Origin of the sequence: Prevotella sp. P6B1 (genome assembly GCF_000702825.1) — a bacterium.
GTDB lineage: Bacteria > Bacteroidota > Bacteroidia > Bacteroidales > Bacteroidaceae > Prevotella.
This window is the reverse complement of record NZ_JNKF01000010.1, coordinates 479,363-498,317: the sequence shown is the minus strand read 5'-3', so window position 1 is coordinate 498,317 and position 18,955 is coordinate 479,363. Positions and strand designations below refer to the sequence as shown.

General features: G+C 48.1%; 13 protein-coding genes and 1 pseudogene. 2 read left to right on the top strand and 12 right to left on the bottom strand.

The genetic code is table 11. The features are described 5' to 3' along the window. Window positions 1-2 precede the first annotated feature (2 nt). From T495_RS0103030 to T495_RS0103010, 6 genes and pseudogenes are all read right to left on the bottom strand, one after another. Window positions 3-602, bottom strand: coding sequence for an alpha/beta hydrolase (locus T495_RS0103030; protein WP_033147521.1), 600 nt, complete (start codon window positions 600-602; stop codon window positions 3-5). After that, window positions 603-1,040 carry a pyridoxamine 5'-phosphate oxidase family protein gene (locus T495_RS16100; protein WP_033147691.1) on the bottom strand — a complete coding sequence of 146 codons (438 nt, stop codon included), beginning with the start codon at window positions 1,038-1,040 and terminating at the stop codon, window positions 603-605. It abuts the gene before it with no gap. A gap of 42 nt (window positions 1,041-1,082) precedes the next feature. Further along, a pseudogene (locus T495_RS16095) lies at window positions 1,083-1,334 on the bottom strand (zinc ribbon domain-containing protein); the annotation flags it as partial. 9 nt (window positions 1,335-1,343) lie between these two features. After that, window positions 1,344-1,865, bottom strand: coding sequence for a hypothetical protein (locus T495_RS0103020; protein ID WP_033147520.1), 522 nt, complete (start codon window positions 1,863-1,865; stop codon window positions 1,344-1,346). An 8-nt stretch (window positions 1,866-1,873) separates the two neighbouring features. After that, the gene (locus T495_RS0103015) at window positions 1,874-2,512 is read right to left on the bottom strand and encodes a GNAT family N-acetyltransferase (RefSeq protein ID WP_033147519.1); all 639 of its coding nucleotides are present in this window, start codon (window positions 2,510-2,512) and stop codon (window positions 1,874-1,876) included. An 11-nt stretch (window positions 2,513-2,523) separates the two neighbouring features. After that, complete coding sequence (locus tag T495_RS0103010; RefSeq protein ID WP_033147518.1) at window positions 2,524-3,738, bottom strand: transglutaminase-like domain-containing protein; 1,215 nt, start codon at window positions 3,736-3,738, stop codon at window positions 2,524-2,526. Between the two features lie 138 nt (window positions 3,739-3,876). Here T495_RS0103010 and T495_RS0103005 point away from each other — a divergent pair, with 138 nt between their 5' ends. After that, window positions 3,877-5,481: a LytTR family DNA-binding domain-containing protein gene (locus T495_RS0103005; protein ID WP_033147517.1), complete on the top strand. Its 1,605-nt coding sequence runs from the start codon at window positions 3,877-3,879 to the stop codon at window positions 5,479-5,481. Between the two features lie 65 nt (window positions 5,482-5,546). Here T495_RS0103005 and T495_RS0103000 read toward each other — a convergent pair whose 3' ends face one another. From T495_RS0103000 to T495_RS0102980, 5 genes are all read right to left on the bottom strand, one after another. Beyond that, a complete protein-coding gene (locus T495_RS0103000; RefSeq protein ID WP_033147516.1) occupies window positions 5,547-7,694 on the bottom strand; it encodes an outer membrane beta-barrel family protein in 2,148 nt (715 codons plus the stop codon). Then, window positions 7,688-9,700 carry a M13 family metallopeptidase gene (locus T495_RS0102995; protein ID WP_033147515.1) on the bottom strand — a complete coding sequence of 671 codons (2,013 nt, stop codon included), beginning with the start codon at window positions 9,698-9,700 and terminating at the stop codon, window positions 7,688-7,690. The genes T495_RS0103000 and T495_RS0102995 overlap by 7 nt, the downstream gene beginning before the upstream one ends. A gap of 120 nt (window positions 9,701-9,820) precedes the next feature. Then, window positions 9,821-10,381, bottom strand: a complete 561-nt coding sequence (locus T495_RS15040) for a LiaF domain-containing protein (RefSeq protein ID WP_197018868.1) — start codon at window positions 10,379-10,381, stop codon at window positions 9,821-9,823. Window positions 10,382-10,509: 128 nt separating this feature from the next. Further along, on the bottom strand, window positions 10,510-12,861 hold the full coding sequence (locus T495_RS0102985; RefSeq protein ID WP_033147514.1) for a carboxypeptidase-like regulatory domain-containing protein: 2,352 nt from the start codon (window positions 12,859-12,861) through the stop codon (window positions 10,510-10,512). A 50-nt stretch (window positions 12,862-12,911) separates the two neighbouring features. After that, window positions 12,912-15,287, bottom strand: coding sequence for an outer membrane beta-barrel family protein (locus tag T495_RS0102980; RefSeq protein WP_197020328.1), 2,376 nt, complete (start codon window positions 15,285-15,287; stop codon window positions 12,912-12,914). A gap of 209 nt (window positions 15,288-15,496) precedes the next feature. Between T495_RS0102980 and T495_RS0102975 the strand changes: the two genes are divergently transcribed. Beyond that, window positions 15,497-16,507, top strand: a complete 1,011-nt coding sequence (locus T495_RS0102975) for an iron ABC transporter permease (protein WP_028904102.1) — start codon at window positions 15,497-15,499, stop codon at window positions 16,505-16,507. A gap of 152 nt (window positions 16,508-16,659) precedes the next feature. On the opposite strand, the gene T495_RS0102970 is transcribed toward T495_RS0102975, so the two are convergent. Further along, window positions 16,660-18,876: a glutamine synthetase III gene (locus T495_RS0102970; protein ID WP_028904103.1), complete on the bottom strand. Its 2,217-nt coding sequence runs from the start codon at window positions 18,874-18,876 to the stop codon at window positions 16,660-16,662. Between the last annotated feature and the right edge of the window lie 79 nt (window positions 18,877-18,955).

Here is an 18,955-nt window from a genome sequence, read left to right as displayed (position 1 = left end):
TGTTATTCTATCGATATTATTATTTTCTCTTCCCATGCTTTCAGGAAAGCAAGCTGTTCTGGCGTATGAAACCAATGTTCTCCATCAGGCATGATGGTGACCTGACACTGATGCTGACTGATGAAGTCGTAACCTACTTCCTCATTGACAATCAGATCCACTTCTGGGCGAAGGATGTATGTGGGCGCAACCCAACTTGTAATTGGATTATTAACAACCCACTCGTAATAGTCGTCCTCGCGCTGTGGCATCAGCTCTATAAACCGCTTCATGTCGAGAATTGGAGAAACAAGCAATGCCTGCTCCACTTTCTTGCTCTGGAAAGCCAACAACGTAAACCACGAACCTATACTGTTAGCACGAACAGATACCGATTGCCAATTATCATATAGATAATCACAAATATCGTTCAGCAAAGGCAGTACCTCCCAAGGCTTGCGCTCTACAGGCAGGTCGATACCCAAAACTTGATAACCTTTAGGCACAGCCACCTCTGCAAAAGCCAATGCCTCTTCCTTGTGTCCATGCAACCCATGCACATAAAGAAATACTTTCTCGCTCTTTTCGCCAATGAGTATGACCGGTGCTTTATTGTTCATCATTTATTCAATTATAAAACTACGTGGATAGAAATCACTATAGAAACGGCCATCGGTGGCGGTGAACTTCAACACGCAGTAGTTAGGGTCGGTGACGCCGCCAGGATAGTACTCTGTGTCGCCATCGCGCCAGATCATCTCCTTTGAGGTGGCATCCGTCAGCACCTCCATTGTGCCACGCAGCATCATACCTTTGAAACCCTTAGCATCACAGAAATAGATACTGGCCTTGGGATTGGCCTTGTATTGAGCCACACGTATTGAGAATGTGTTGGTTGTAAAGTAGAAGATTTTGATGCCCTCGCGTTTACGTGGCTTCAACATGGCCTTGGTCCAAGGAAAACCTTCTTGGTCTACTGACGAGATATAAGCGATAGGCAGTTTGTCGGCCATCTTTACAATGAGTTCTTTAATGCCGGCTAAAGCGGGATTAGCATTCATCGCTTCATCGTTATTAACATCCAGCGTTTGGCGCCAACGCTTAAGCTGGGGGAAGTACGCTTTCATCATTCCGATGTACTCCTCTTTGGTAATAGGCTTTTCCAACCCTTCATTTACAGCATTCACAAATTGAGCACAATGCTCAATCATCTCATCCATCGTACAATCCTGCAAGAACTTCCCATCCTTATAGCAGTACATGCAATAATCTTCGTTCTTACTGCCATCGGCATTTGTGCCGAGAACATCTTCTGTGAGCGGCATGCCGCAACTCTGACAAAATTTCTGATTCATATCCTTTAATTATTTATATTTACCACTGAGAATCCTTTTACGCAAACACTTTATGGCGGGTTTATAATAATCTATCTCCATTGCTTCGAGGGTACGTTTCAGCTCGTCCATCAGTTCTGGATAGAAGGTGCACATGCGAAAAGCAAGTTTCATGCAGAGCGTCTGGATGCCAGGAAACTCTTCGATGCTGACCATGTGCTCGAAACAGAAATCAAGGAAGTCAGTCCGCAAATCATCCTCGTTCATTTTCAGCTTTTCGATGATGTTCAGCGTTAGCCGCCTCACCGACGAATTCTCCGCCTGCATGGCCTGATCTATCAGTTCATTGTGTATCACCTGCAATTCCGACAACTCTTCGTCCTTAGCTTTAGTCAAGCCCCACAAAGCAGTCCTCGCCACGCGATAGTCGGTGTCGAAGGCATAGCGTTGGGCAAAGCCCAGGAAATCACCTTTCGACTTAATCTCTTGGTATATCTCCTGTGCTCCGCCCTCACTAAAAGCCTGGTTCAATCTCTCACTTGTTATCGCCATCGTAACTCTTATTCTTCATATCCTAATTGCCCTGGCAGACGGAGCTTTTCCTTCTGCGGGAAGGTTGCATCATAAGCTTCGAAAGCCTCTGGGTTTTCGTCGGCTACGAAATAGCCTTTTGGAGGGCAATATGTTGCCTCGGCGATACCATTATTCTGAAGCCAATCAGGAATTAGTTCCTGAGCCAGAAAATAAGGCACTTCGGCATCTCTTGGCTCAGCATGATAGTGGATATTGAATTTGCTGGCAAGGTCGAAGCCTGCATGCTTGTAAAACTCAATGTTCCCCTCCATACAGATAAAACCGATGCCCATGCCACGAGCCTTATCTAAGGCATATTGCAGCAACTTCAGACCATAGCCCTTGCGCTTGTAGTCAGGATGAATGCTGATGGGACCGAATGTCCACGAAGCCTTTTTGCTGCCATCATCAAGCACAAGTTCGGCCTTCGAGAACATCACATGACCGATGATCTTTTCATCTACCTCCATCACTAGATCCAGCTCTGGGATAAAGTCGGGATTTGTTCTATACTGATTGAGCACGTAATGCTCTGTGCAACCTGGACGATAGACGTTCCAGAACGCCTCGCGTGTAAGGTTCTCTATTTCACGATAATCTTTTGATTCTTCTAATCTTATATTCATTGTTCTTTTTTTTATTCAGGTTTTGCCCAGAATACCTCTGGGTCGGTCGTGGTATCACACTTCCAGTTGTTGTTAACGAAGCCAACGGGGATAAGACGCACATCGGCCGCTGGATCGTTATTACGATAGATGCTCTCGGGATTGAAACGGTTCAGCTTCTTGCAAACAAAGTAGTACAGGTTCTTCGCCATGTAGGTATCCAAGTAGTTATCCTTTGTCTGCTGGCTCTCATGATTCCAGTTGGCCGTTTCGCAGAGCACCAAAGGCTGGTCGTTGATGAGTCGTTCGCGCACCTCAGCGATGCTAAGCATCGTGCCGTTCTCATCAGTCACCCAAGCATCCATCGTGGGGTCGATATAGAGCCATTTCTGCAACTGACTCGACCACACCGTGTTGATCACATGACACTCATAGTCGAGCGAGTCGGCAGGCATACAAGTCACATAGCGAGCAGGAATGCCCATCGACAGGTACATCTCGCAGAGCGATATGGCCAACTGGCGACAGTTCACGCCCCTACCGGTAGTCTTGTAATAGTTATACAGATCGATGGCATCCAACTCGGCAAACGCCTGGTTTCCGCCATCGTGACGGATGTTGTCGTGAGCAAAGTGCAGCAGATTGATAATCTTCGACAGTTCATCGCCCTGACCAGCTACTGAGTCGAGCTTAAAATAGTCGCGAACCATCTGCAGGTTCTTCGATACCTTGGGCTGATAAAGAAACTCTATCTTGGTATTGTCTTTTGCATATGGAGCCGATTTCTTGAGTACGCCAAGCGGCTGACGGTCATTTACCTGAGCCAGTAACGACAGATATTTCTTGTCCTTGCGCAGCGAACGGAGGTCGTTGTCGTTCACCATATTATTATAATCTTTATAGCCCAGCATCACCGATTGCTCCAATGCAGCAAGCGCCTGTTTCTTCTGTCCCACCAGTGCATAGCAGCACGCATAGTCGTAGTACAGCAGCCCCTTCTGCTCCAGAATGGCTCCCTCAGGAATAGGCGATACCTTGAAAATAGTAGTGGTGTCGAGCAGTGCGATGCAACTAGCCAGTGGCGCCATCGCCTCCTTATGCTTTCCACTATGCATCAGCTCACGATACTGTGTCTGGTATTTGCTGAACTCATCCTGGAATTCATTCATTCGCTGTCCCTGAGCCATGACGCTCATCACACTCAACAAACCAATGGTTAGTACAACCAATAATCTCGTTTTATTCATAACATTCGTTTTTAATATTTGCCATTTGACGTTGCAAAGATACGTATTGTTGCAATACGAAGCAAGTTTTTGGGATAATCTGCACATTTTTGTGATGAATAGCTTGGTTAAATCACTAATTTACATTATTTTTGCGGCATGAAACGAATTAATTGGCTACTCATTACATTACTGCTGGCTGCATGCAGCAAAACAGACAAACAGTTTATTATCGAAGCAGAGACACTTGTTGGAGAACACGCCGACAGCGCCTTGTGTATACTAAATAAGGTAGAAGATGCCACCCACCTTTCAGGCGAATGGAAGGCTCGTTACTGGATGGCGATGGCCCAGGCACACATTGGCACCTACCAAGCGTTGTCGGAAGACTCGTTGGTGCTTTATGCTACCGAATATTATCAAGATAAGGATAGCGCCATGCTGTGCAAGGCCCATGCTTTGGCATCGTCGTACTACTGGTGGCGCGACAGCTTTGCCAAAGCCAAGGATATGATGCGCCTGTCGGTAGAAGAGAGTAAGCGCGCCAACGATCGCGAAGGCACCATCTCAAAACTTCGAAGCCTGGCCCGCATGGAATCGCTCGAAGGTAATCTGGATGGTCTGAAACGCTATACCGAAGAGGTGGTAAAACTGGATGGCGGCGATAAGAACCAGGCCAAGTTGCTCAACAGTCTGGCTATAGAATATTTCTATCATGGCAACTACGATGCAGCCATCGCCACGATGGAACGTATCGTAGCTTATAGGGATACAGCCGCCGACTCCATCTATATCTGGAATGATGTGATGCGTAACTATGCTGATATGCTTGTAGCCATGGGACAGCTGGATAAAGGCATCCAGCTGCAAGAGTATATATTAGATCACTATCAGCATTCCACGATTCTTGAAGACAACAAGATTGGCGCACTCTTCTCGCTGTCGCATGCCTGGCTGCTGAAGGGCGACAAACAGAAGGCCCGCCAGTATATGGATATGGTAGATGAAGAAAAAACTACCGATGCCACCCGATTCTGCATGATAGCCCACCGCATGGTACTGAACTATGCCACTACAGGGCGATATGATATGACCGAAATAGCCGAGTATGCCAACAATAAACGCGATAAACGCGAAAAGAGCGAAGCTGTGGCCGAAGCCAAAGAGTGGTCGATGCATAATCTGCGCGACCATGAGCTGATGCTAACCGTTTCGCGCCAGCGCCAACTCATCTTCTTCCTGGCACTCACCTTAGCATTGATAAGCATTATATTCGGACTATCGGTATTGGCAGGCAAGCGCAAAAAGCTGCTGGCCAAGCAGGAAGAGGAACTGAAGCTGCTGAACGAGCAATTAAAGAGTCTGCAGAATGTACGTAAGGAAACACCCGTTACCACAGCCGAACATGCAGCACCTACACATATCACGTTTACTGGCTCAACCAGCGATACGTTATCGCTCGACATCGCCAATCTGGTATATATAGAAGCTGTTGGCAACTATGTGAAAGTTTACCAACTGCTTGATGGGAAAATTAAAAACGATATGCTGCGCGCTACCTCAAAACAGATTGAGGAACAACTAAGCGCCTATCCTATGATGGTACGCTGCCATCGCGCCTTTATTGTTAACCTCCAACAGGTAGAGCAGATTATCTCGCACACTGGCACCACCCAGCTTGTAATGAAGAATTGCCATGATACCATACCTGTTTCGCGCAGTAACATGGCACAAATCAAGGCTGTGATTAAGCGAATGCAGTGATGCTTGCATCGACTGCTGAGCATGAACAGGCTCGAACTTAGTTCAAGGCTGCGATTAAGGATATGTTATGATCCCATACGAGCCTGCACATCCTTGCCTGCTCCAGTACCTTTGTACTTGCTGCGGGTGGCGTTAAAGCGGTAGATGAGCGTAGTTACCAACTTATGGGTTGAGTAACGATTGGTCTGTTTGAACCAGTTGTAACCCAGATCGCCAACCTCGTTCACATGATGGCGCTGCAAGCAGTCGACTACGCCCACACGGGCTATGAGCGAGCGGTCCTTCAGGAAACTCTTCTGTACGACCAATCCCAAACGCAGACTGTAGGTGTCGTTGTAGAAAATATACGAGTTACCTTTTGAACGGAACATCACGTTGGCATCAAACTGCCAGCCATGCTTGAGTGTAAAGGTATTAAAGGCGTTCACGGTATAAGTGGGCTTGTTGCAATACACACGATACTGGTGGTTGTGCGGCCCCTCTACATCCAGATACAAATCCTGCTTCTCAACACCCAACGTAGCATTGAGCGACCAGATGCCCACACGTGGTGTGAGCGACAGATAGGCGCTCAGCGTCTTGATGGGTTTATCCAAATTACGATGCTTTACAAGTGTGGCATCCTTCTGGGCGGTATTTATTTCCGTCCACTGGATAATGGCGTTATTGGTGTGCTCGTACGAGGCCGAGAGGTTAATCCACTTCCAGGCCAGATTCAGCGTCAGATCGCGGATACGTTCGTTCTGCAACTGCGAGTTACCAGCCTGCAGGGTATAGCGACTGATATAGGTAACGGCATCGTTCATGGCAAAAAAGCTGGGGCGCTCGGTCTTCATACTGTATGAGAGGCCTGCCTGAACCTTGCCTAACGTTACTGCATACGATGCTGTGGGAAACCACTCGTCCATCGAACGGTGCAGATAGTCGTCGTTGCTGGCATCGTCGTAATCCAACAGCGTATGCTCGTAACGCAAACCAGCACTGGCCTGTCCCCATTTGCCAAAGTCGCAACCATACTCGGCGAAGGCCGCCATGTTATTCTCCTTAATGTCGGCATCGGTATTGGCAATGGTAGCCTTGTCAATCCAGTATGTGTTATTACGCTTCACAAAGCTCATCTCGGTTCCTGCATCCAGCGAACCCTTCCAGATGGGGTACGACAGCACCAGCTTGGCGGCATACAGATGGCTGTTGGTACCCGACTTACTGAGCACATAGTCGTTCTGAATCTGACTCAGCTCCACATTCTCGCGGTCGGTATCGGTACCCCCCTTCATAAAGTCGAAGTTAAAGTCGATACCTAACTTGCCCACCTTACCATTGTAATAGGTATTGGTGAGTATGCCCAGAGGTTTGCTTTCTTTGCTGGTCTGGTGCGAGTACAGATGGTCGATCTTCACGTTATTCTCTATCACATCCTCATCGTATATCACCTGGTTGGTACCGCTTTTGGGGCGGTGTGTCAGGTCTATGCGCGCACCTAATGAGTGGTTCTCGTTCAGCTGCCAGTTCACACCAGCACTATAGTTCAGCTGGTTGTACTTCCACGTCATGGTGTAAGGGCCATGCTGATAAAATGTCTTCACATCGGTCATGGTCTTATCCTCAATCGTACTGTACTGGCGGTAGTCCTGATGGTAGAAATATACCTGTCCGAACACATCTACCCCATCCTTGCGGTAGTTGGCCCCCAGCTTTACCTGTGGACGGTCGAAATCGTAACGCAGATCGCGCTCGTTCGAGAGTGTGGCATTCAGTCCCAGACCCTCACCCTTCAGCTTCTTGGTTCTGATACGCACCACGGCACGTATCTGTGCATCGTACTGGGCTCCTGGGTTGTTAATCACCTCTACATCGCGAATGTCCTCGCTGCGTAGGCGCTTCAGTTCGCTGTCGTCGCGCATCTTACGACCGTTAATATAGATAAGAGGCGTACCCTTGCCTAATACCTCGGGAGCCTCATCGGTACCAGTCATGCCTGGCACCTTTACCAGCAAGTCGCCCAGTGTACCTGCCGATGCCAGCACCGTACCATCCACACGGGTAACCATAGCGTTACCCTTGAGGCGAGTGTGAGGGAGGCCGCCTTTAACGACGACCTCCTTCAGATTTAAATACTTGTCTACAGATTCTATTGAGTCCTGAGGCTCCTGCGCCCTGCCTGTTGTACTAACAAGTGCCAGGGCAGTTACCACAACATATTTCTTTACCATACTAATGCACGTTTCTCCTTAGGGATAAACATCTTATCGCCCTGCTTGATGCCAAAAGCATCGTACCAGGTATCGATCATAGGCAGAGCAGCCATAACACGGATACGGGCAGGTGAGTGAACATCGCTGTTAACCAGCATGGCGGTGTACTCAGGGGTGCTGTTACAAGCCCATACACGGGCATAGGCCAGATAGAAACGCTGTGCAGGGGTGAAGCCCTCGACATTACTCAATGGCTCCTGCTTCATACGGTTCTCGTAAGCACGATAGGCAATCTTCAAACCACCATTGTCGCTCACGTTCTCGCCCAGAGTCTTCTGTCCGTTCACCTTCAAACCAGGCACAGCCTCCTGCTCGCTAAACCAGTCGGCTATCACCTTGGTACGGGCATCGTAATTGGTCTTATCATCAGCTGTCCACCAGTTCTTCAGGTTACCATCCTTATCAAACTGACAACCCTGATCGTCGAATCCGTGGGTCATCTCGTGTCCCATTACCATACCAATGGCACCGTAGTTACTGGCATAATCGGCATTTACATCAAAGAACGGTGGCTGCAAGATGGCTGCAGGGAAGTTGATGCTGTTAAAGAGGGGATGATAGAAGGCATTAACAGTCTGAGGTGTGCAAACCATGCGGGTTTTATCAACAGGCTGGTGCCAGTACTTACGGAACATAGCAGCGCGTGCCTCCTGAGTGATACGGATGAAGTTCTCAACCAGATTCTCGTTCTCACAGATATCCACAAACTTCTCCATATCCTCCCACTTATCAGGATAACCTACATTAATATGCATGGCGTGCAGCTTTTCGAGCGCCTTGGCCTTGGTGCTATCGCTCATCCAGGTGTTCTCCTTCAAACGGTCCTCAAAGGCTTGCTGCAGGTCCTTAACCAAACGTATCACACGCTGCTTGCTGCTCTCGGGGAAGTACTCCTGAACGTACAGTTTACCGATGGTTTCGCCCAGACTACCGCTGATGGTTGAAACAGCACGCTTCCAACGGGGCTGCTGCTCCTGTACACCACTGATGGCCTTTTGGGCCTCGAAAGCACGATCCTCGAAAGCATCGCTCAGGAAACCGCTATAAGAGCGGATAATCTGAAGCTCGACATACGACTTGAGATCGTCGAGACTGGTGTTGGCCAGAATCTTCTCAACCTCGTGTAGAGGCTCCAACTGGCTGATGTTCACCTGATCGATATCCTTTGGCATACCTAAGGCATCGCGATAACCCACCCAGTCGATACCCTTGAAATCGTTGAGCAACTGCTGCCAAGGCATGATGTGGATAGTAGCCATGGGGTTACGGCGTTCTACCTGATTCAGGGTCTTAATGCCGATAGCGTGCTCGATGGTCCACTCGGCCTCCATCTTTTTCTGAGCCTCTTTCTCGCTGTAGCCTACCATCTTGAAGAAATCCTTATACAGGGCCTTCTTGGCTTCAACTGTCTTCTTCTGCTGCTCGTTAGGGTTGGCATAGTACTCCTGTGGCAGCGAGGCACCACCATGACCGCCACCAATCATATACTCTGACGAGTTGAATGGATTGAGTGACAGACTGATACCGAATGGAGCGGTATTGAATCCCTTTGCATCGAAATCGCACATCAGCTTAAGCAACTGCTCGCGGTTTTTAACGTCGCGTACCTGCTTGAGGTAGGGCTTGATTGGCTCGTAGCCCATCTTATTGCGGCTTACGCTATCCATATATAAGCGATAGAGAGCACCTATCTTCTGTCCGTCGGTTCCCTGTGGCATCTGCTTCTCGGCATACTTCATAATCAGTTCCTTAATACGATCGTTGTTCAGCTCCTCCAAGTCGGTAAACGCACCATTCTCAGCATGCTGCTTATCCAGCGGATTGGCCTTGAGCCAGCCGCCAACGGCATACTGCCAGAAGTCGTCGCCAGGTTTAACACTCGGGTCCATGTTCGCTTTCAGATCCTGTGCTGAGCCGGCCAAACTAACAAAGGCCATAGCTACAGCAAAAAACATTTTTTTCATACTTCGCAATCTATAATTAGTTCAACGATATTTGTTCTTACCATGAAAGCAGCACGCATCATCGCGACGAATACTGCCTTTTAGAAATTTATTCTAACTTGATATTAACAAAACTTCATACTAGTTTTTGACATCAACTCCCCCAAAGAAGTTACTGGCTACGACGTGTAGACAAGGGGCATCCTTATCAGGCACATGCACGGTTGAGTTGCCTACGCCTCCAATGAAACTGCGACTCTTTATCAATACATTGACATGAGCTGGCACAAAGAGCTCGACACCACCACAGAAGGTGTGGATATCAATCTCCTCGTCCTCTGTAATCACAGCCTCGCGCAAGTCCATACGGATACCGCCACAGAAAGCGTCGAGACGGGCACCATGAAACTGCTCGCCACGGAAGATATACTCATCGCCACCATAATGCACGCTACAACAAATACGCTTGCCATCCTCGCCAATGGGCAGAGGGCGCTGCAACCACTGGTCGGGGTCGCGACGATAACTGTCGACAATCAGATGCGCACCTATATATATTATCAAACAGATGCTGAAGTACATGCTCCAAGGACCTTCAGTCATGGTTTCGAACCACTCCCAATGAATAATTCCCCAGATGGTAGCCAACTTAACCAGGCCGCCCACAACTAAAACTAATCCGATAATCGTTCTTGGTTTCATAACTCTCTTATTTTTGAAATTCCACATTTCGATTGTTTGACGCTGCAAAGATATAAATAACTACATCACATGCCAAATATTAGGGATATTCTGTGCAGATTTGTGACGAACGGGACAATTATCATCTACTAAAACTCTACACGATAGGCTATATTCGGGAATGTGAGCGAGGTGAATTTGTCGACAATCTCGTGGGAACGCAGATCAAACGTCTGCCCCTGGAACGTCTTCATCTGCAGATATTCCAGGATGAAGTGGTGCGAGGTGTGACGCTTGTTGATAGTGTACTTAACCGAGAAAGCATAACCCACGTTCATACCCTTTTGCTTGGTAAAGGGATCCATACTCTCGTCTTCGGGTATCGACTTATCTGGGCGCATCATCACCTTCTCAAAAGTGATACCATCTGGGATTGGGGTATAGCGATCGCCTCCCATCATGGTTAATCGGCCGTTGATGCCGAACACATTCTTTTTGGCCTTTCCCATCATCCACTCCTTACCCCCAAGGATATTGGTAATGTAGCGGTGATCGTGGCGCGAGTGGTGCCACTGGCCCTGTGCATCGCGATACTCCGACTTAAACAGAGTGGCAGTAATCATACCATAGAAACCATCCTTGAGGTAGCGCTCCAAGGTAAAGTCGATACCATAGTTGCGACCTGCACCCTCGTTAACCAAAGCACGATCCTGGAAGAACTTGCGATGATTCAGGATAGAATAGCTGGTGCCTAACTCCACGGGCACATCGAACAACCACTGCCAATAGGGTTCAATCTTCAGCATAGCGTTCTCGCCCAAACGCTGAGCGAACGAGGCTGAGATATGATGCGAGCGAGTCAATCCTAAATCCTTATTGGGATTCTTACCGTCCATCAATACAAAATAGGTATCGGTAGTTTCCTTGCGGCTGTTCATGGCATAGGCCAGCGAGAGCGTGCTGGATGCCGATGTTTTGTACTGCATGCTAACACGAGGCTCAACCAGCCACTGGTTGTTGAGGTTAAACCACATGACATTGACACCAGCCACAGCCGAAAGCTTACGACTGAGTGCCACCTTATGGTTGGTATAAAGGCGGGTAAGGCCTGTATTGCCCTCAGAATCGTACACACGATAGAGTGGACCACCCGTATAGTGGATGTAATCCATCCAAGTGTGGAAATCTAAGTGCTGGTGTTCAAAGCCATTCTGCATGGTATATCTTGATGAAAATTTGTGTTGGTGCTGGGTGCTGATAATCACATTCCATTGTGAGTTGCGACCGGCCATTTCTGGCATCATGTTCATTTCGGCATCATAATCGTTAACACCCAATTTACGATAGGCGCCTGTAAATGCCATACTTGAGTGCAGCGTACCACCTGTTTTAAAGCGGTAGGTATGGTTTACGCCCAAAGCGCAGTTGCGCTGGCGCGACCACGAGTCGTTCATGTCCCAAAGTGTTTCCCACTCCGACATATCTGGAACCTTATTCTCGTAGCGGTCAATCAGTCCGGAAAACCACACGGCAAAGGTTCCTGCTTTCTTGGTAGGCATATTGAGTTTAAAGCTCAGATCCTGATAATCGAGCGTCTCGTTCTCCATATTGATAGCATGCAGTTTCTTGGCTATCTCGAGGAAACTATAGCGATAGTTTACCAAATACGATGCCTTAGAACCCTTTGCCAACGGCCCCTCGGAGGCAAAATCCACACCAAGCGTACCCACCTGGATGGCATGCTCGTACTTGGTATTGTTACCCACGCGCATCTTCATATCAAAGGTACCCGAGAGGGCGTTACCATACTCGGCAGGCATGGCACCTGTGAGGAAATCGCTATTAGCCAACACGGTACCATTGAGCGAGGTAAACACACCGCCGCCAGCCTCGGTAATCTCGGCAAAGTGGTTGGGATTGGCCACCTCAACGCCCTCAACACGCCATTGCAGCATCTGGGGCGAGTTACCATGAATAGAGATACCGTTGGTGGCACCACCTGTGGCCACACCAGCAAACATAGAGGCTGTACGGGCAGGGTCGGCCATTCCGCCTGCATAGCGATTGGCCTCCTCGACACTGAACATACGAGCACCAACCTGAGCCATCTCGTTCAATGGCTGCTGCTTGTTTACACGTGGCTTAATAACCACCTCGCCCAGCTCGGAGATGCTCTCACGCATACGCAAATTGAGTACCAACTCTTTACCAGATGTAACCAGCTGCTCCTTAAGCAGTACTGGTTCGTAGCCTACAAAACTGGCTCTGACGGAATGACGCCCCACAGGCACATTCTTGATTTCGAAATTTCCGTCCACATCAGAGACGGTAGCCATAGTACTACCGTTCTCTACTGTGACCGTTACACCAATCATGGGCTCGCCCGACGCAATATCACAAACTTGTCCACGAACAGTCTGAGTGGCCTGATTGGTCTGTACCCCTGCCACTGCAGGGATGAGCAGCATAACAATAGCTGCACCTAAAAACAATCTTTTCATACAAACTTAAATATGTTCTAATTACAAATGCAAAAATGATTAATCACAAATTACATACGCGCCTTCTGCTTTTCGCCAGCACCTTTTCCACGATACTTACTATGAGCCTCGTTAAACTTCCAAGTCAGGTCGAGCATGAAGGTACGACGGGCTGGATTGCGAACAGTCAACTCACGCTGGCCAAACAGGGTGGCGTTAGTCTTATCGGTATTAAAGATATCATTGCAACGTACATCGGCAGTAAGTGTACCCAAACGACGCAGGTTGAAATCGTGCTGTACACCGAGGTTAGAACGGAACTGCTGCTTGTGAATGCGGAAGTTATTAGCATCGCCCTTAGGCACATAACTCAATCCGGCATTAATACGCCAACCCTTTGACAGCTGGATGGTATTATTCCAACCTACCTGACAATAAGGATGATTGAGGGTGATGGTAGAACCATCTGCACGAGGCGCCTTGTAATCCTGGAACTGAACATAGACGTACCAGGTAGGATGCCAACAGCCAATAACCGGACTGGCATAGGGATTCAGGCCCAGCTGATTGAAGTCCTCCTCGGTATTGATGGGACGAACCAGGCATACCAGCGGATCATCGGCACCAGGGAAGGGTTCTGACGACATCGTCTCCAAATCCTTAATACGCGAGTAGTTCATACTCATTCCCATCCACTTATAGTTTACGTTCAGCTCTAAACTGTGAGTGTAAGTGGGGCGTAGATATGGGTTACCACTCTGATAGGCATAACGGTTCAGATAGATGGTAGAGCTTGTTAAGCTGCTGTAGGCTGGGCGCTTGATATCGCGACGATAAGAGAGTGCCAGCTGAACCTTACCGATAGGCGCCGAGAGGGTAGCGGTGGGGAACCAGTCGCCATAGTCGCGGCTCTCATCGTCCATACGCTTACCAAAGTTATAATAGTCGTTCTTCAGATGCTCGTAACGCAAACCAACCTGGGCATACAGCTTTCCGAACTGATGTCCATATTCGATAAAGGCGGCCTCCGACTTCTCGTTAATCTCTGTATCGGTAGCTGTTACAGGCACTGCCTCAGAGGCGGTAAACGAGTAGGCATCGGTACGATGATTGTAGCTATATTCACCACCGATAGAGAGGTTACCCTGCAGCAATGGATAGCTGAAGATAAGCTTCGAAGCCCAGAAATTATTACCGCTCTTGGTATTGCTATTGATAGTGCGCTGCGTTTTCTCGCCAGTAGGCGATGTGGCAAACTCGCTGGTATTGCCTGGAGTTTCGGTATCGTCGAAAAGTCCGTCGATATTCAGGTCGATACCCAACTTACCAATCTTACCATTATAATAGGCATTAAAGATGTGTTTCTTAAACTTATCATCCTGGTTAATTTTACTCTCCGAACGCTCCATAAAGACGCCATTCTGATACTCGTCGGTGTTAAAATCGCTGGTCAGGCTGCCACTGGGGTGATAGTCGTACTTGTAGAAAGCACCCAAACTATGGTTCTCGTCAATCATGTAGTTTACCTGAAGCTGTGGCGAGAGACCTTTCCATATCTGTTTGGTTTCCTGCTTGGTATAGCCGGTAACCACATCTTTGCCATTGCCATTTGGCACCATATAATACATATCATCCTCCTGTAACGACTTGCTGTGACCATATCTGCCAGTCCAGAACGATGCTGTTAGATCCAATCCGCCAGTACGATAATTCACATCGAGGTTATTGGTAAGCGTATGACCATACTGATACATGCCACCAGCATTATCCTGGAAACTGATACCCTCACCCTGCGCCTTCTTCAACGTAATGCGAACCACAGCCTTAGTTGATGCGGCATAGCGGGCTCCTGGATTCTGAACCACATCTACATGTAGCACCTGATCGGAACGCAAGCGCGACAACTCAGAGATATCCTGCACCTTACGGCCATTGATATACACCTCGGCATCGCCACGACCCAGCACTTTTACTGCACCATTGCGCTCGGCTTCGAGCGAAGGAATCTTTGCCAAAGCATCGCTCACGGTTCCGGCTTTTTCAAGGATGGTTCCTGCCACAGTAGTACGCATGGCATCGCCTTTAACATGAGTTTTAGGCAACTGACCTTTTACTACCACCTCTTTCAACAGCTGGTTATCCTCTTTCATCTGGAGGGTAAGATCCTGTCCGGCCTTAATATATAAGGTCTGATAGCCTACGCTCGTTACCTTAAACAAGCCCTCGTTTACATCAGTTACAATCTTAAACACGCCTTGTTCGTTGGTCATCGCACCCTGCACAAAGGCCGAGTCAGGCAGCGACAGCAGCACTACATTTACAAATGGCATGGGTTCGCCATTCTCATCTATCACGCGTCCGCCCCAGTCCTGTGTCTTAGCGGAACTTGTCAGCGTCATCATCATTGTGGCCATCAGGGCCATCAGTCTAAAACTTAACTTTTTCATAACTTTCATCAATTAAATTTTGCAACTCGAGCTTTGTCGTTTTGACGTTGCAAAAGTAGATATAGTTGCAACACACTCCAAATTTTGGGGATATTCTGTGCAGATTTGTGACGAACGGTGTGATAAACGGTAATTTTGTGACGAATGGCGTAGAAAAATGATAATTGATAATTCATAATTGATAATTATTTTGTATTTTTGCCCACTGTATGAACAAAGGTTCTGTTTATTGCATAGGATTGGGATTAGTGGTCATCGTACTCTTTGCCCTCAATCTGTTATTGGGATCGGTATCGATTCCTACAGGCGACGTAGTGAGTATTCTTCTGGGTAACGAAGCCGCCAAAGCCTCGTGGCAGTTCATCATTTTAGAGTCGCGATTGCCCCAAGCCATCACAGCCACCTTATGTGGTGCTGCTTTGGCTGTAAGCGGACTGATGCTGCAAACGGCTTTCCGCAACCCGCTGGCTGGTCCCAGTGTATTTGGTGTAAACAGCGGTGCTGGATTAGGTGTGGCATTGGTCATGTTGTTTTTAGGTGGCGGACTTTCTGTAGGTTCGGTCAGCATAACAGGTTTTGCCGCCATCCTGCTGGCTGCCTTTGTGGGCGCCATGACGGTGATGGCCATCATCTTTTTCTTCTCAACCTTGGTTCGCAATAGTGTGATGCTATTAATTATAGGTATTATGATTGGCTACATCAGCAACTCGGCTATATCGCTACTTAACTTTTTTGCTACCGACGAGGGTGTAAAATCGTATATGGTATGGGGTATGGGCTCGTTTGGTGGTGTGTCGATGGCCAATATGCCTGTGTTTGCGATTGTAACGCTAACAGGCCTTTTAGGCGCTTTATTATTGATAAAACCTCTGAATGCCCTGATGCTGGGCGATCGTTATGCCGAGAACTTAGGCGTAAACATTTTGCGTGTTCGCAACTGGTTGCTGATAGTAACTGGCCTGCTCACTGCTATCACCACCGCCTTCTGCGGTCCTGTAGCTTTTATCGGATTGGCTGTCCCCCACATCGCCCGCCTGTTGCTCACCACCGACAACCATCGTCAACTGCTCCCCGCCACCTTACTCTGCGGTTCGGTAGTTGCCTTAATATGTAATCTCATCTGCTATCTGCCAGGCGAGAGTGGTGTCATCCCCCTAAACGCCGTCACCCCCCTCATCGGTGCCCCCGTTATCATTTATGTGATTGCCCGTAAACGATAAAAAAGAAGGACCCGATACTATCTCAGTATCGAGCCCCAAAGCAAACTTTAACAAATCGCTCACGATTCAGCCATCTACAAGCCAACTTGCATGGCTTCTTCGCTCAATCGCGATTTTCAAACAACCAAAAAAAGAATTGTTTGATTTATCGATTATCGGATGAACAGCAATTCTCTGTACTTAGGCAGTGGCCACAGTGCATCGTCAACAATCAGCTCAAGTTTGTCAATCTGATAGCGAATGCTGTCGAGATGTGGTTCTACTGTATCATGATAAGCAATAGCCTTCTCGTGCTCGTCGGCAATTTTGTTGGCCTTCTTGCGTGCTTCAACCAGTTCCTCTACACCCTTCTCAATGGCAAAGGTACGTTCAGCAATCTCCTGGATGATTTTCTTGTTACGAGCCGAGAGTTTATCGGCGGTATCGATAGGGAATACTACTGCCATATGGTTCAAGTTACTTAGCAACTCACTCTGGTAACGGGTTGCCACTGGGATGATGTGATTCATCGACAGATCACCCAGTACACGAGCCTCAATCTGAATCTTCTTGGTGTAAGTCTCCCACTTCACCTCGTTACGTGCCTCAAGCTCCTTCTTGGTCATTACACCCAGACTCTCAAACATCTTGATGCTAGCCTCGTCGAGATAACGCTCAAAGATCTTTGGACAGCTCTTCTCTACGTCCAGACCGCGCTTCTCGGCCTCAATAACCCACTCGTCTGAATAACCGTTGCCATCAAAGCGAATAGGTTTACAGGTCTTGATATCCTCGCGCAACACGTCGATAATAGCGTGGAAAGTTGCGCTATGACCTGTACCAGCCAACTTCTTCTCGAACTCAGGAATACGAGCATCCACACGCTTTTTGAACTCTACCAAAGCCTCGGCAACAGCAGCGTTCAGGGCAATCATTGCGCTGGCGCAGTTTGCCTCAGAACCTACGGCACGGAACTCGAAACGGTTACCAGTGAAGGCGAATGGAGAAGTACGGTTACGATCGGTGTTATCAATGAGCAGTTCAGGAATCTCTGGGATATCCATCTTCAAACCCTGCTTGCCTGCCATAGCCAGGATATCGTCCTTATCGGCCATTTCAATGTGGTCGAGCAACTCGCTAACCTGCTTTCCGAGGAACGAAGATACGATGGCTGGGGGAGCCTCGTTAGCACCCAGACGATGAGCGTTGGTTGCACTCATGATAGATGCTTTAAGCAGTCCGTTATGCTTGTAAACACCCATCAGGGTCTCTACGATAAAGGTTGCAAAGCGCAGGTTAGCCTCAGGCGTCTTACCAGGTGCATGCAACAGAATGCCATTGTCAGTAGACAGACTCCAGTTATTGTGCTTACCAGACCCGTTGATGCCAGCAAATGGCTTTTCATGCAGCAATACACGGAAACCATGCTTGCGGGCGATGCGCTTCATCAACGACATCAACATCATGTTATGATCAACTGCCAGGTTTGTTTCTTCAAAGATAGGTGCCAGCTCGAACTGATTGGGAGCCACCTCATTGTGACGGGTCTTACAAGGAACACCGAGCTCAAGAGCCTGAATCTCGAGGTCGCGCATAAAAGCAGCTACACGCTCAGGAATTGCGCCAAAGTAGTGGTCGTCCATCTGCTGATTCTTGGCAGAGTCGTGTCCCATCAGGGTACGACCAGTCAGCAGCAGGTCGGGGCGAGCAGCGTAGAGTCCTTCATCCACGAGGAAATACTCCTGTTCCCATCCGAGGTTTGAGGTTACTTTTTTCACAGTAGGATCAAAGTAATGGCAAACATCAGTAGCAGCCACATTCACTGCATGAAGCGCACGCTTCAGCGGAGCCTTGTAATCGAGAGCCTCGCCGCTATAACTGATAAATACTGTGGGGATACAAAGCGTATCATCTATAATAAAAACTGGAGAAGTGGGATCCCATGCGGAATAACCACGTGCCTCGAATGTAGAACGGATGCCACCAGAGGGGAATGAAGAAGCATCAGGCTCCTGCTGAACGAGCAGCTTTCCGCTAAACTCTTCAACCATACCACCCTTGCCATCATGCTCAATAAATGAGTCGTGCTTCTCGGCAGTACCTTCAGTCAGGGGCTGGAACCAGTGAGTATAGTGAGTAACGCCATTTTCGGTGGCCCATTGCTTCATGCCTGCAGCTACTGCATCGGCAACCGTACGATCCAAACGTGCGCCATTATCAATAACGTCAACCATCTTCTCATACACATCCTTGGGCAGGTACTTGTACATTTTCTCACGATTAAAGACCTTCTTGCCAAAATACTCGCAAGGTCTCTCACTTGGTGCTTTTACGTCGAGTGGCTTCTTCTTAAAAGCCTCGCCGACAACCTGAAATCTTAATGCTTCCATAATTACTGTTTATGTTGTTATACAATTTGCTTACACTTTGCTATGATTTCGATGCAAAGGTACTACAAATTGAAAGTAA

Excerpts from the sequence above, each read along its gene's own strand:
- T495_RS0103030 (WP_033147521.1), bottom strand. The coding sequence starts at position 602 with ATGATGAACAATAAAGCACCGGTCATACTCATTGGCGAAAAGAGCGAG.
- T495_RS16100 (WP_033147691.1), bottom strand. The coding sequence starts at position 1,040 with ATGAATGCTAATCCCGCTTTAGCCGGCATTAAAGAACTCATTGTAAAG.
- T495_RS0103020 (WP_033147520.1), bottom strand. The coding sequence starts at position 1,865 with ATGGCGATAACAAGTGAGAGATTGAACCAGGCTTTTAGTGAGGGCGGA.
- T495_RS0103015 (WP_033147519.1), bottom strand. The coding sequence starts at position 2,512 with ATGAATATAAGATTAGAAGAATCAAAAGATTATCGTGAAATAGAGAAC.
- T495_RS0103010 (WP_033147518.1), bottom strand. The coding sequence starts at position 3,738 with ATGAATAAAACGAGATTATTGGTTGTACTAACCATTGGTTTGTTGAGT.
- T495_RS0103005 (WP_033147517.1), top strand. The coding sequence starts at position 3,877 with ATGAAACGAATTAATTGGCTACTCATTACATTACTGCTGGCTGCATGC.
- T495_RS0103000 (WP_033147516.1), bottom strand. The coding sequence starts at position 7,694 with ATGGTAAAGAAATATGTTGTGGTAACTGCCCTGGCACTTGTTAGTACA.
- T495_RS0102995 (WP_033147515.1), bottom strand. The coding sequence starts at position 9,700 with ATGAAAAAAATGTTTTTTGCTGTAGCTATGGCCTTTGTTAGTTTGGCC.
- T495_RS15040 (WP_197018868.1), bottom strand. The coding sequence starts at position 10,381 with ATGAAACCAAGAACGATTATCGGATTAGTTTTAGTTGTGGGCGGCCTG.
- T495_RS0102985 (WP_033147514.1), bottom strand. The coding sequence starts at position 12,861 with ATGAAAAGATTGTTTTTAGGTGCAGCTATTGTTATGCTGCTCATCCCT.
- T495_RS0102980 (WP_197020328.1), bottom strand. The coding sequence starts at position 15,287 with ATGAAAAAGTTAAGTTTTAGACTGATGGCCCTGATGGCCACAATGATG.
- T495_RS0102975 (WP_028904102.1), top strand. The coding sequence starts at position 15,497 with ATGAACAAAGGTTCTGTTTATTGCATAGGATTGGGATTAGTGGTCATC.
- T495_RS0102970 (WP_028904103.1), bottom strand. The coding sequence starts at position 18,876 with ATGGAAGCATTAAGATTTCAGGTTGTCGGCGAGGCTTTTAAGAAGAAG.